Source organism: Mycobacterium sp. Panama NTM2, assembly GCF_054355555.1.
The window spans coordinates 2,445,881-2,458,738 of record NZ_CM135953.1; the positions used below are offsets into that span (position 1 = coordinate 2,445,881).

The window sequence follows — 12,858 nt, forward strand, 5'->3', positions numbered from 1 at the left end:
ATGTTCGTTGCATTGTGACGGGCGTCAATTCCGACGAGCGCGACGGCGCGCTTCCCCACGGGGTGCAGGGAGCTGCAGACCCCGCGTTCTCCTGGGCTGTCAGGGCCTTCAAACAGATGTTCCCGCACCGCAGGTTCGGTGGTGGCGCGCTGGCGGTGTACCTGAACGGCGAGCCCGTCGTCGACGTCTGGACCGGCTGGTCCGACCGTAGGGGCAGACGGCACTGGACCGCCGACACGGCGCCCATGGTGTTCTCCGCGACCAAGGGCGTGGCGGCCACGGTCATCCACCGGCTCGCCGATCGCGGCCTCATCGATTACGACGCGCCGGTGTCGGAGTACTGGCGGGAATTCGGCGCGAACGGCAAGGCGAAGATCACGGTGCGCGACGCGATGCGCCACCGGGCCGGGCTGTCGCAACTGAACGGGGCCGCGGGTCCCGACCTGATGGACCACATGGTGATGGAGGATCGTCTCGCCGCGGCGCCGGCGAGTTGGCTGGTGGGCCGCCCGGCCTACCACGCGTTCACCTTCGGTTGGCTGCTGTCCGGGTTGGCTCGGTCGGTGACGGGCACCGGGATGCGTGAGCTGATCCGCAGCGAGGTGGCCGCACCGCTGAACACCGACGGGTTGCATCTCGGGCGTCCGCCGGTGCACGCCCCGACGCAGCCGGCGCGCATCATCGGTCCGCAGAGCAAACTCCAGAACCCGTTGTTCAACCTGGTCGCGCCGCACCTGGCCGCGCTGCCGATCTCGGCGGGCTTCGGCGCCATGTATTTTCCGGGCGTCAAGGCGTTCGTCCAGGGTGACACCCCTCTGCTCGACGGCGAGATCCCGGCGGCCAACGGCGTCGCCACCGCCCGGGCGCTGGCCCGCATGTACGGCGCGATCGCCAACGAGGGCCGCATCGACGGCACCCAGTTCCTGTCCCGGGAGACGGCCGCGGCACTCGTGGGCAGGCGGAGCCTGCGCCCCGATCACAGCCTGATCATGCCGCTGTCGTTCCATCTCGGCTATCACGGGCTTCCGCTGTTCGGCATCCTGCCCGGATTCGGCCACGTGGGTCTGGGCGGCTCACTGGGCTGGGCGGACCCGGAGCGGGGGCTGGCGTTCGGCTTCGTCCACAACCGGCTGCTCACCCCGTTCGTGGTCAGCGACCAGGCCGGCTTCGTGACCACGGCGGCCCTGATCCGGCGGGGTGCGGCGGTGGCCCGAACCAGGGGGTACCGGCCCGTGCCGGACTTCGGGGCACCTTTCGAGGACGTGACTGCGACGGCCGTCTGAGTTTCGTCGCTGGGGTGGCGACTCGGGTCAGTGCTGTTTGCTGAACACTGCAATCGCGGTCCACGTCGTCGCCGGGCGGCGGAGCAGAAGCGACCATTCCCCGTCCGGCGCCCGAGCCATGGTATCGCTGGTTTCGCTCAGCGGATAGAGGACAGGCCGGTGCAAGCGTCATTTTTGACGTTACCGTCGCGATTTGCCGACACATGGCGCGGCTCGCACATGGCTGCCTCCACGGTCGCCGAATGGGGAAGGGGGGCCCAGGGGGCGGGCGTAGGGTTTCCCCTGGATCGCGCGAATGGGGTGAGGTGATGACCAGCCGGCTTCACGGTGTCGTCGGGTCAGCGGCCGGCCTGCTCCCGTTCGGTCACCTCGGCTGGGGATATCGCGACCGGCGCGACTTCCATCACCGCGCCGCGGAGTACCTCACCGACGGGATACGGCAGGGCCAGTTGGTGGTGTTCGTCGGCGGCGGGAGCTCCCGATCGCTGACCGCAGAACTGGCCGCGGTGCGAAACACCATGAGTACAGACGTCGCCGACGCACCCGTGACCGTCATCCCCGCAGACCGGTTCTACAGCTTCGTTCCCGGCACCGACATGGTCGACCCTGAGACGTCGGTAGCCGAGCGGGTGGCCGCGACCCAACGGGCCGTCGCCGACGGTCACACCGGCTTCCGAGCGGTGGTGGACGCCACCCCGGTCGCACGCACCGAAACCCAGCGTCGGGCGTTCGCACGTTTCGAGATTCTGGTGGACCAACAGATGGCGCGCTTTCCCGTCTCTGCGTTGTGCGCCTACGACCTGTCTGGACTGGACGGCGCGGCTGACCTGGTGTGCTTGCATCCCTTCGTCAATCACGACGGTGGCGCCTACCGTGTTTTCGCCGCCCCGGACGCCGATGTCGCGGTCGCCGGTGTGGTGGACGCCGAGCACGCCACCGCCGTCGTCGACGCGGTGCGGACGGCTTTGCCGCCGCCGAGTTCGACGTCGGTGACCGTGGACGCCGGTGGTGCGGACCACCTGTCCGCCGAGTTCGTGTCGGGTCTGGACCGCGCCGCTCGGTGCGACGGCCGGTCGATCACCCTGCTGGTCCGGGCGTCGGCGGTCGAATCGATCGATGACCGTCTGTCGCACGTGCGCATCGGGCCGGTGGTGGTGCCGGGTCCCGATCCCGTGGTGATCGCCGAACTGCAGGCCAAGATGAGTCAGCTGAACAACCGGTTGGCCAGCCAGCCGGCCATCGAGCAGTGCAAGGGCATGCTGATGTCGGCCTTCGGACTGACCGCCGACGACGCATTCGAACTGATGAAGTCGTTGTCCCAGAACGGCAACTTGAAGCTGCGCGAGGTCGCTCACGCGATAGTCGACGAATGGCGTACTGACGGGCCGCGGCCCGACTACGACAAGACGACCGAGTTCCTGCTCCGTGCCCGTGACGCCGTCAGGCGCCCGCGCGGGTGAACCACTTCGTACGCAGGCGCCACGAGTGTGCCGACGTCAGCGCGAAACCGGCACCGCAGGCGCACGCGAAGAACCACACCAGCGTGCTGCCCTGGACCGTCTGAAGGTCGGGGACGAGCGCGGTCACGATCCGTACCAGGCACGCGATGATCCCCATCGCCGAGGCGAACAGGTAGATGTTGGCGATGTGGCGGGATCGCGGATCGCTGCGCAGGATCAGGAGTGCGCGCGACCCGTAGCTCAGCAGGTAGATCAGCATTCCGCACAGCAGCAGCCAGTACAGGTTCAGCCACAGGTCGGTGGGCACCTCGAAGAAGTCCGGGCGGTAGATCGCCGCACCGTTCCCGAGCCAGAACGCGGCGAGCAGCAATGGAATGCACAGCGTCGCGGGCCGCTCGACGAACTGCTTGAACCTCTGGTGCATGGCGTGGTCGGTCTCGAGCCGGCCGAGCGTGTTGTAGACCACCGCGGATGCGGCCACGATGTAGGCATCGTGGCCGAGGTAATCCTCCAGGTTCCACTTGCCGGTCAGTGAATACAGCCAGTGGCCGACCGTTTCGGAGGCCCACGGCGACATCAGTACCACCGCGATGCCTTGCAGCGCGATGTTCAGCGTCGCGGCCACCTCCCAGCGGCACGACCACGTGACACGCCGTATCCACAAGCTCCATGCGATACACAGCAGCGTGATCGCGATGAGGGACGCCAGGGCCATCGGGACCGTCTCTTACAGGGGCGGGGCGTCGAGCCGCGGCGTCAGCTCCGACAACCGAGGCCGACGCGGGGTCTGCGCAGCCACCGCCGGTGCCGAGGTCTGGCGGGTCGCCACCGAGGCGCGGGCCGACTCGACGTAGGTGAACACTTCTTGCCGGGTCATCAGACCGAACTGGATCTGCAGATCCGGATAGCTGAGGTCGAAGCGATCGGCGACCCGGCGGAGCTCTTCGGCGTTCGGGTAGTCGTGCTCCTTGATGCGTCGGTAATACGTGCTGCTGGACGTGCCGAGGGCGTCGTAGATGTCCTTCGCGTCGATCTCCCCGTCGAGCAGGTAGTCGAGCAACGCCTTGAGCTGTCTGCCGTTCTCGTCGGTCCTGGGCACCTGAACACTGTAAACCGGGAACGGCCGCCAGGTCAGCCCTGGCGGCAAACAGATCAGACTTTTCTTAATTGACACGGCCGTCACAGTTTTGGGAGCAGTCTCCCAATTCTGGGACATCCGCGCTACGGTTAGCTGCATGGTCGCTCCCTTCCTGCCTGACGAGGTCAAGCACGCCTTGGCCATTGCGGCGCCGATAGCGTTGGACATCTTCGACCGGGGGGCGGCGCCGTCGGCCCCTGCCCAGTTGGTCACCCACGCGAGCGCTGCATCGAGCGAACTCGCCGCCGAACTCGACGGAGCGGCGGAGTGGCTCGGTGTACGGGCTGAGGAGATCCTGCTCGCCGCCCTCGGGCGCACGCTGGGCCGCACCCGCGGGGACGGCGCTGTCGCGGTGGCCGTCCGCAGCAAGGCCTTCGGATCGCCTCGTGCGGTGACGCTGCTGTGCGCGGCCGGCATGCCGATGGGGCCCAGTGAGATGCTGCAGGGGGCGCACAATGCACTCTCTGACGCCCTGTCTGAGGCCGTCTCCGATGCACCCGCCGACATCGCTCTGTTGCTCGACGGAGCCGTCGACGCCTCGGACACCGCCGCCCTGCAGATCCACGTCCGACGCACGGCTGACGCCCTGCAGGTCGACTGGACCTATGACGCCGCCCGGTTCGACGCCTACTCGGTCGAGGAGCTGGCCGAACAGTTCGGCCTCGCGCTGATCGAGATCACCTCCGACGCCGGCGCGCCGCTGTAACCGTCCCCGCTAGACTGGCGGCACTGGCGTCGATCCGGCCATCACCGGGGAGCCTTCGGAAGAACGGCGCGCCGAGCGCTCACTAGACCCGAACGGGTGGGCCCGTCACAGCCTGCGAACGAGCGGCGCACCGCAGGTGCGCAAGCGGGGTGGTACCGCGGCGCTCGCGCACCGCGCGACGTCGTCCCCGTGCCTGGAAGTGGCACAGGAGACAGACGGTGAGTGCGTACCCCAAGCCGGCGAGTGGATCGCCCGACTTCCCGAGCCTGGAACTCGGCGTCCTCGACTACTGGGACCGTGACGACACGTTCCGTGCGAGCATCGCCCAGCGCGACGATGCGCCGGAGTACGTGTTCTACGACGGGCCGCCCTTCGCCAACGGTCTGCCGCACTACGGTCATCTGCTCACCGGCTACGTCAAGGACATCGTGCCGCGCTATCGGACGATGCGCGGCTACAAGGTCGAGCGGCGGTTCGGCTGGGACACCCACGGCCTGCCCGCCGAACTGGAGGTGCAGCGTCAGCTGGGCATCACCAGCAAGGCGCAGATCGAGGAACTCGGCATCGAGAAGTTCAACGACGCCTGCCGCGCGTCCGTGCTGAAGTACACCGACGAGTGGCGCAGCTATGTCACCCGCCAGGCCCGCTGGGTCGACTTCGACAACGACTACAAGACCCTGGATCTGGGGTTCATGGAGTCCGTGCTGTGGGCGTTCAAGCAGCTGTGGGACAAGGGGCTGGCCTACGAGGGCTACCGGGTACTGCCGTACTGCTGGAATGACGAGACCCCGCTGTCGAGCCACGAGCTGCGAATGGACGACGACGTCTACCAGAGCCGGCAGGACCCGGCGCTGACCGTCGGCTTCCGCATCACCGGGGGTCCCCAGCCGGACCTGATCGGCGCCCATCTGCTGATCTGGACCACCACGCCGTGGACCCTGCCGTCGAACCAGGCCGTGGCGGTCAACCCCGACGTGACCTACGTCGTCGTCGAGCAGGACGGACGGCGCTACGTGATCGCCGAAGCCCGGCTCGGCTCCTACGCGCGGGAGCTGGGCGAGGAGCCCACGGTGGTCGCCACCTACGCCGGTCGCGACCTTCTCGAGGTCACCTACGCCCCGCCGTTCCCGTATTTCATGACCTCGCCCAATGCCTTTCGCGTATTGCCCGCCGATTTCGTCAGCACCGAGGACGGCACCGGCCTGGTGCACATGTCACCGGCCTACGGCGAGGACGACATGACGACCGCGTCGGCCGGCGGGATCGAGGCCGTCACCCCCGTCGACGCGCGGGGCCGCTTCGACGCGACCGTGCCCGACTACCAGGGTCAGCACGTCTTCGAGGCGAACCCGCACATCATCCGCGACCTGAAGAACGGCACCGGCCCGGCGGCTGCCAACGGGGCGGTGCTGCTGCGTCACGACACCTATGAGCACTCCTATCCGCACTGCTGGCGGTGCCGCAATCCGCTGATCTACCGCGCGGTGTCGTCGTGGTTCATCAAGGTCACCGAAATCCGGGATCGGATGGTCGAGCTCAACCAGGAGATCACCTGGTATCCCGAGCACGTCAAGGACGGGCAGTTCGGCAAGTGGTTGGCCGGCGCCCGCGACTGGTCCATCTCTCGAAATCGCTACTGGGGCAGTCCGATTCCGGTCTGGAAGTCCGACGACCCGGCCTATCCTCGAGTCGACGTCTACGGCAGCCTCGACGAACTCGAACGTGACTTCGGGGTACGCCCGGACAACCTGCACCGGCCCTACATCGACGAGCTGACCCGGCCCAATCCCGACGATCCGACCGGCCGTTCGACGATGCGGCGCATCGAGGACGTCTTCGACGTGTGGTTCGACTCGGGCTCGATGCCCTACGGGCAGGTGCACTATCCGTTCGAGAACCAGCAGTGGTTCGAGTCGCACTTCCCCGGCGACTTCATCGTCGAGTACATCGGTCAGACCCGCGGCTGGTTCTACACGCTGCACGTGCTGGCCACCGCCCTGTTCGACCGCCCGGCGTTCCGCACGTGCGTGAGCCACGGCATCGTGCTGGGCAACGACGGGCAGAAGATGAGCAAGTCGCTGCGCAACTATCCCGATGTCACCGAGGTGTTCGACCGGGACGGCTCCGATGCGATGCGCTGGTTCCTGATGGCATCGCCGATCCTGCGCGGCGGCAACCTGGTGGTCACCGAGCAGGGCATCCGCGAAGGCGTGCGGCAGGTGCTCCTCCCGCTGTGGAACGCGTACTCCTTCCTTGCGCTCTACGCCCCGCAGAAAGGGACCTGGCGCACCGACTCCACCCATGTGCTGGACCGCTACATCCTGGCCAAGCTCGCGGTGCTGCGTGACGAGCTGACGGAGTCGATGGACGTCTGCGACATCTCGATGGCCTGCGACCAGCTCCGCCAGTTCACCGAGGCGCTGACGAACTGGTATGTGCGGCGGTCGCGTTCGCGGTTCTGGGAGGAGGACCGCGACGCCATCGACACCCTGCACACCGTGCTGGAGGTGACGTGCCGGCTCGCCGCGCCGCTGCTGCCCCTGGCCACCGAGCGGATCTGGCGCGACCTCACCGGCGAACGATCGGTGCATTTGACCGACTGGCCGGAACCCGACACCCTGCCCGCCGATCCCCAGCTGGTCGCCGACATGGACCTGGTGCGCGAGGTGGCCTCGGTGGGCTCGTCGCTACGTAAGGCCAAGAAGCTGCGGGTGCGCCTACCTCTACCGAAACTCGTTGTTGCCGTTGATGATCCGAATCGGTTGACGGCGTATCGAGAGTTGCTGGCCGACGAGCTCAACGTCAAGGCGGTCGAGCTGACCGACGACATCGCCGCGCACGGCCGGTTCGAGCTGGCCGTCAACGCCCGTGCGGCCGGCCCGCGGATCGGCAAGGACGTGCAGGCCGCGATCAAGGCGGTCAAGGCGGGGGAGGGCGTGCTCAACGCCGATGGCACCTTGACCGCCGGACCCGCGGTGCTGCTGCCCGAGGAATTCACGTCCCGGCTGGTCGCGGCCGATCCGCAGTGGACCGCGGCGCTGCCCGACGGTGCCGGTCTGGTGGTGCTCGACGGCACGCTGACCCCGGAACTGGAGGCCGAAGGCTGGGCCAAGGACCGCGTCCGTGAGCTGCAGGAGTTGCGAAAGACCTCGGGACTCGACGTCTCCGATCGCATCCGGGTCGTGATGTCCGTACCCGCCGACAAACAGCCGTGGGCGCATGCGCACGCCGGGCTGATCGCGGGGGAGATCCTCGCGACGGACTTCTCGTTCGGCGAGCCCGTCGACGGTGCCGAGATCGGTGACGGGGTCCGGGTCAGCCTCCAGAAGGTCTGACGGTCAGCCGACCCGCGCGCTCTGTCCGCCGAAGCTGACGACGTCCCCGGCCCTGAGTTGACGGCCGCGCCGCGTCTCGACGACGTCGTTGACGGCGACCAGTCCGTCGGAGATCACGCCCTTGGCGTCGGCGCCGCTGTCGATCAGGTTCGCCAGCTTCAGGAACTGGCCGAGGCGGATCGTCTCGTCGCGGATCGGTACGTCGTGCACGCCGCCCACGCTAGCCGCCTACAGTCAGCGGTGTGGGCGCGCGATGGGTCCTGCACCTGGACATGGACGCGTTCTTCGCGTCGGTGGAGCAGCTGACGCGGCCCACGCTGCGTGGCAGGCCGGTGCTCGTCGGCGGTCTGGGTGGCCGGGGCGTGGTGGCTGGGGCCAGCTACGAGGCACGCCGGTTCGGGGCGCGGTCGGCGATGCCGATGCACCAGGCACGTCGTCTGGTGGGCGCCGGCGCGGTGGTACTGCCGCCCCGCGGCGTGGTCTACGGGCTGGCCAGCCGCCGGGTCTTCGACACGGTGCGGGCGAGAGTGCCGGTGCTCGAACAGCTTTCCTACGACGAAGCCTTCGAGGAACCGGTCGAGCTGGCGGGTGCGAGTGCCGGCGAGGTCGAGGCGTTCTGCGAGCGGTTACGGGCCGACGTGCGGGAGGCGACCGGCCTGGTGGCCTCGGTGGGAGCCGGGTCGGGCAAGCAGATCGCCAAGATCGCGTCGGGCCTGGCCAAGCCCGACGGCGTGCGGGTGGTCGACCGTGACGAGGAGGTGCCGCTGCTGGCCGGTCTGCCCGTCCGGCGGCTGTGGGGGATCGGCCCGGTGGCCGAGGACAGGCTGCACCGGCTCGGCATCGAGACGATCGGCGCGCTGGCCGCGCTCACCGAAGCGGAGGTGGCCGACGTCCTGGGCGCCACGGTCGGACCGGCACTGCACCGGCTGGCCCGCGGTGTCGACGACCGGCCGGTCGCCGAGAACGCCCCGGCCAAGCAGATCAGCGCCGAGTCGACGTTCGCCGAGGACCTGATCACGCTGGCGCAGCTGCGCGAGGCGATCGGGCCGATCGGCGATCACGCGCACCGCCGGCTGGAGAAGGACGGCCGCGGGGCGCGCACCATCACGGTCAAGCTCAAGCGCTCGGACATGAGCACGCTGACCCGGTCGGCCACGTTGCCGTACGCGACCACCGAGGCGGCGACGCTCATCGGCACCGCGCGCAAGCTGCTGCTCGACCCGGTGGAGATCGGCCCGGTTCGTCTTGTCGGCGTGGGGTTCTCGGGGCTGACCGAGGTGCGGCAGGAGCCGTTGTTCGCCGATCCCGGGCTCATCGCCGCGTCCCAGACCTCCGACGCGGGGGTGCCGGACACGGTGACCGACGTCGCGGCGACCGCACCGGCCTGGCGGATCGGCGACGACGTGGCCCATACCGGGTACGGGCACGGCTGGGTGCAGGGCGCCGGGCACGGCGTGCTGACGGTGCGGTTCGAGACCCGGGCACACGGCCCCGGCATCGCCCGCACGTTCTCCGGCGACGACCCTGCGCTGTCACGGGCCAATCCCGTCGACAGCCTGGATTGGCCGGAGTTCGTCGATCAGCTCGGCGCGGAGTCAACCCCAGCGGGCGAAGACATCGTCGACCGGTGAGCCGGCGGCCAGCGCCGCCATCAGCAGCACGCGTGCCTGCGGCGGCCGCACCGTGGGCACCAGCACCGCACCCGCGGTCACCAGGTCATGGCCGGGGCCGTAGCCGGCGGTGACCCGGCCGCCGGGCACCCGCGTCGACACCACCACCGCGACGCCGGCCGCGCAGTGCCGCCGCACCCCCTCGATCAGCGCGGTGCCCACGTTGCCGGCGCCCATCGCCTCGACCACGACACCGCGGGCCCCGGCCGCTGCGCAGGCGTCCAGCGCGGCGCTGTCCGCGCCGGGATACGCGGCGACGATGTCGACCCGCGGTGCGTCGGCCGCACGCAGCGCACCGAGGTGCGGGCGTCCTCCGGGCGTGCGCCCCGCGAAGCTCTGGTCGCTGTCCGTACTCACCTTGGTGAGCCCGAGCGCTGCGAAAACCTCACCGGCGAACGCCACCACCACATTGCCGCACATCGTCGGATCGGCCGCCACGGCGAGCGCGTGGCGCAGATTGGCCGGGCCGTCGGCGTCCGGGGCATCCGCGCTGCGCTGCGCACCGGTCAGCACCACCGGCACCGCTCCCGAGTATGTGAGCGCCAGCCAGAGCGCGGTCTCCTCGAGGGAGTCGGTGCCGTGGGTGACGACGATCCCGTCGGCACTCTCGGCCGCCTCGTGCACGGCGGCGGCGATGACGTCCCAGTCGGCGGGCACCAGCTGGGAGCTGTCGGTGCGCAAGGCTTCGACGACCTCGACGTCGAGACCGGCGGTCAGCTCGGCACCCGACCGGGTGGGACGCTTGACGCCGTCGGCATCGGCACTGGTGGAGATGGTGCCGCCGGTGGCGATCACGACGAGGCGGGCCATGGCTGGATTCTTCCCCATCGCCGCTTTGCGATGATGGACGGCGTGACTGACGAATCCTCCAGCCCGGCCGAACCGGCGACCGGCGATGCCGCGGACCCGCCGGCAGCCGATTCCGGGGCCGAGACCCCGCGCCGGCGGCTGCGCCTGCTCCTGGGGGTCGCCGCCGTGGTGCTGGTGGTCGACATCGTCACCAAGATCCTCGCGGTCGAACTGCTGACCCCCGGACAGCCCGTCTCCATCATCGGCGACACCGTGACGTGGACGCTGGTCCGCAACTCCGGGGCGGCGTTCTCGATGGCGACCGGTTACACCTGGGTGCTGACCTTGGTGGCCATCGGCGTGGTGGTGGGCATCATCTGGATGGGGCGCCGGCTCGTCTCGCCGTGGTGGGCGCTCGGGCTGGGCATGATCCTGGGCGGCGCGATGGGCAATCTCGTGGACCGGTTCTTCCGCTCGCCCGGCCCGCTGCGCGGCCACGTCGTCGACTTCCTGTCGATCGGATGGTGGCCCGTCTTCAACGTCGCGGACCCGTCGGTGGTGGGCGGGGCGATCCTGCTGGTGGCCCTCTCGCTGTTCGGGTTCGACTTCGACAGGCCCGGCCGGCGCCGCGCCGGCGACACCGAGCAATGACCACACGGTCCATGCCGGTGCCCGAGGGCCTCGCGGGCATGCGGGTCGACGCGGGTCTCGCGCGGCTGCTGGGGCTGTCCCGGACGGCGGCCGCGACGCTGGCCGAAGAGGGCGGGGTGGAACTCGACGGGGCGCCGGCGGGCAAGTCCGACAAGCTCATCGCGGGCGCATGGCTCGAGGTGCGGCTGCCCGAGGCGCCGCCGCCGGTCGAGAACGTGCCCGAGGACATCGAGGGCATGGCCATCCTGTACTCCGACGACGACATCGTCGCCGTCGACAAACCCCCGGGGGTGGCCGCACACGCGACCGTCGGCTGGCACGGCCCGACGGTGCTCGGGGGACTGGCCGCCGCCGGATTCCGGATCAGCACCTCGGGCATCCATGAACGACAGGGCATCGTGCACCGGCTCGACGTCGGCACGTCCGGTGTGATGGTGGTGGCGCTGTCCGAACGTGCCTATACGGTGCTCAAGCGGGCCTTCAAGCAGCGCACGGTCGACAAGCGCTACCACGCGCTGGTGCAGGGCCACCCCGATCCGTCCAGCGGCACGATCGACGCGCCGATCGGGCGTCACCGCGGTCACGACTGGAAGTTCGCGGTGGTCGAGGGCGGCCGCAACAGCGTCACCCACTACGACACGCTCGAAGCCCACCAGGCCGCCAGCCTGCTCGACATCCACCTCGAGACCGGCCGTACCCACCAGATCCGCGTGCATTTCGCCGCGCTGCACCACCCCTGCTGCGGGGACCTGACCTACGGCGCGGATCCGACGCTGGCTGCCCGCCTGGGGCTGACCCGGCAGTGGCTGCACGCCCGCTCGCTGGCGTTCGCCCATCCCGCCGACGGCAGGCAGATCGAGATCACCAGCCCGTACCCCGCCGATCTGCAGCACGCCCTGGACGTCTTGCGCGGTCCCGGACGGTGAGATCGGGCCTGCTGTTCGGCGCCGGCGCCTACGGCATGTGGGGACTGTTCCCCGCGTTCTTTCCGCTGCTCAAGCCGGCCGGCGCGGTGGAGGTGCTGGCGCACCGCATCATCTGGAGCTTCCTGCTGATGGTGGTGGTGGTCGCCGTCGTGCGCCGCCTCGGCGATCTCCGGCGGATCACCGGACGGGTGTGGCTGCTGCTGACCGCCGCGGCCGCGCTGATCTCGATGAACTGGCTGATCTATGTCTACGCGGTCAACAACGGACACGTCGTCGACGCCGCACTCGGGTACTTCATCAACCCACTGGTGTCCATCGCGCTGGGGATGCTCATCTTCCGGGAACGGCTGAACCGCTGGCAGATCGGGGCGCTGACGATCGCGGTGGTCGCGGTCGTGGTGTTGACCGTCGAGGTCGGTTCGCCGCCGCTGATCGGGCTGGGGCTGGCGCTGTCGTTCGGCCTCTACGGCGCGGTGAAGAAGCTGGTGCCGACCGATCCCCGCGTCAGCGTGGGGGTGGAAGCCGGGCTGGCGACGCCGTTCGCGCTGGCGTACGTGGTCGTGCTGACCCTGTCCGGTCATGCGACGTTCGGCGATCACGGAGCGCCGCACGCGTTGCTGCTGGTGCTCTCGGGTCTGCTGACGGCGCTGCCGTTGCTGCTGTTCGCCGCCGCCGCCCAACGGCTGCCGATGGTGACGCTGGGGCTGTTGTTCTATCTGACACCGGCGATGCAGCTGTCCTGGGGGGTGCTCGTCGGCCACGAACCGATGCCGCCGGCACGCTGGTTGGGCTTCGCGTTGATCTGGGTGGCGCTCGCGGTGTTCACCCTCGACGCGGTGCGGCGCGCCCGCGCCGAACGCCGGGTCCAGGATCCGTGTGCCGCCTAGTTTTGCCGGTTTA

At 69.4% G+C, this 12,858-nt stretch carries 12 protein-coding genes; 8 read left to right on the top strand and 4 right to left on the bottom strand.

What is annotated here, in order from left to right; translation table 11 throughout:
• Positions 1–14: 14 nt before the first annotated feature.
• Positions 15–1,283, top strand: a complete 1,269-nt coding sequence (lipL, locus tag ACXYX3_RS11730; protein WP_458611784.1) for an esterase/beta-lactamase LipL — start codon at positions 15–17, stop codon at positions 1,281–1,283.
• A gap of 308 nt (positions 1,284–1,591) precedes the next feature.
• Positions 1,592–2,743: an MEDS domain-containing protein gene (locus ACXYX3_RS11735; RefSeq protein WP_458611785.1), complete on the top strand. Its 1,152-nt coding sequence runs from the start codon at positions 1,592–1,594 to the stop codon at positions 2,741–2,743.
• Here ACXYX3_RS11735 and ACXYX3_RS11740 read toward each other — a convergent pair.
• Complete coding sequence (locus ACXYX3_RS11740; protein WP_458611786.1) at positions 2,724–3,458, bottom strand: hypothetical protein; 735 nt, start codon at positions 3,456–3,458, stop codon at positions 2,724–2,726. The two genes, ACXYX3_RS11735 and ACXYX3_RS11740, sit on opposite strands and share 20 nt — an antisense overlap.
• A gap of 12 nt (positions 3,459–3,470) precedes the next feature.
• Positions 3,471–3,842, bottom strand: coding sequence for an XRE family transcriptional regulator (locus ACXYX3_RS11745; RefSeq protein ID WP_458611787.1), 372 nt, complete (start codon positions 3,840–3,842; stop codon positions 3,471–3,473).
• Positions 3,843–3,978: 136 nt separating this feature from the next.
• Between ACXYX3_RS11745 and ACXYX3_RS11750 the strand changes: the two genes are divergently transcribed.
• Positions 3,979–4,587 (top strand): hypothetical protein, encoded by a 609-nt coding sequence (locus ACXYX3_RS11750; RefSeq protein WP_458611788.1) that lies wholly within the window; start codon positions 3,979–3,981, stop codon positions 4,585–4,587.
• Between the two features lie 218 nt (positions 4,588–4,805).
• Entirely contained in the window at positions 4,806–7,922 is a 3,117-nt protein-coding gene (gene ileS, locus ACXYX3_RS11755) for an isoleucine--tRNA ligase (RefSeq protein WP_458611789.1), read from the top strand.
• 3 nt (positions 7,923–7,925) lie between these two features.
• On the opposite strand, the gene ACXYX3_RS11760 is transcribed toward ileS, so the two are convergent.
• Positions 7,926–8,132, bottom strand: coding sequence for an RNA-binding S4 domain-containing protein (locus tag ACXYX3_RS11760; RefSeq protein WP_241203684.1), 207 nt, complete (start codon positions 8,130–8,132; stop codon positions 7,926–7,928).
• A gap of 32 nt (positions 8,133–8,164) precedes the next feature.
• Here ACXYX3_RS11760 and ACXYX3_RS11765 point away from each other — a divergent pair, with 32 nt between their 5' ends.
• Positions 8,165–9,553: a DNA polymerase IV gene (locus ACXYX3_RS11765; protein WP_458611790.1), complete on the top strand. Its 1,389-nt coding sequence runs from the start codon at positions 8,165–8,167 to the stop codon at positions 9,551–9,553.
• On the opposite strand, the gene ACXYX3_RS11770 is transcribed toward ACXYX3_RS11765, so the two are convergent.
• Entirely contained in the window at positions 9,518–10,402 is an 885-nt protein-coding gene (locus tag ACXYX3_RS11770) for an asparaginase (RefSeq protein WP_458611791.1), read from the bottom strand. The genes ACXYX3_RS11765 and ACXYX3_RS11770 overlap by 36 nt on opposite strands.
• Before the next feature lie 33 nt (positions 10,403–10,435).
• Here ACXYX3_RS11770 and lspA point away from each other — a divergent pair, with 33 nt between their 5' ends.
• Genes lspA through rarD form a run of 3 tightly spaced genes read left to right on the top strand, consistent with a single transcriptional unit; the run spans position 10,436 to position 12,845 of the window.
• Complete coding sequence (lspA, locus tag ACXYX3_RS11775) at positions 10,436–11,032, top strand: signal peptidase II (RefSeq protein WP_374238318.1); 597 nt, start codon at positions 10,436–10,438, stop codon at positions 11,030–11,032.
• Positions 11,029–11,958 carry an RluA family pseudouridine synthase gene (locus ACXYX3_RS11780; protein WP_458611792.1) on the top strand — a complete coding sequence of 310 codons (930 nt, stop codon included), beginning with the start codon at positions 11,029–11,031 and terminating at the stop codon, positions 11,956–11,958. Before lspA ends, ACXYX3_RS11780 begins: the two co-directional genes overlap by 4 nt.
• Complete coding sequence (gene rarD, locus ACXYX3_RS11785) at positions 11,955–12,845, top strand: EamA family transporter RarD (RefSeq protein ID WP_241203679.1); 891 nt, start codon at positions 11,955–11,957, stop codon at positions 12,843–12,845. The genes ACXYX3_RS11780 and rarD overlap by 4 nt, the downstream gene beginning before the upstream one ends.
• The last annotated feature ends 13 nt before the right edge of the window (positions 12,846–12,858 follow it).

What these genes read in the sequence shown, in the direction of transcription:
- ACXYX3_RS11770 (WP_458611791.1), bottom strand. Translation starts at nt 10,402, where the DNA reads ATGGCCCGCCTCGTCGTGATCGCCACCGGCGGCACCATCTCCACCAGT.
- ACXYX3_RS11735 (WP_458611785.1), top strand. Translation starts at nt 1,592, where the DNA reads ATGACCAGCCGGCTTCACGGTGTCGTCGGGTCAGCGGCCGGCCTGCTC.
- ACXYX3_RS11740 (WP_458611786.1), bottom strand. Translation starts at nt 3,458, where the DNA reads ATGGCCCTGGCGTCCCTCATCGCGATCACGCTGCTGTGTATCGCATGG.
- ACXYX3_RS11750 (WP_458611788.1), top strand. Translation starts at nt 3,979, where the DNA reads ATGGTCGCTCCCTTCCTGCCTGACGAGGTCAAGCACGCCTTGGCCATT.
- ACXYX3_RS11780 (WP_458611792.1), top strand. Translation starts at nt 11,029, where the DNA reads ATGACCACACGGTCCATGCCGGTGCCCGAGGGCCTCGCGGGCATGCGG.
- lspA (WP_374238318.1), top strand. Translation starts at nt 10,436, where the DNA reads ATGGACGGCGTGACTGACGAATCCTCCAGCCCGGCCGAACCGGCGACC.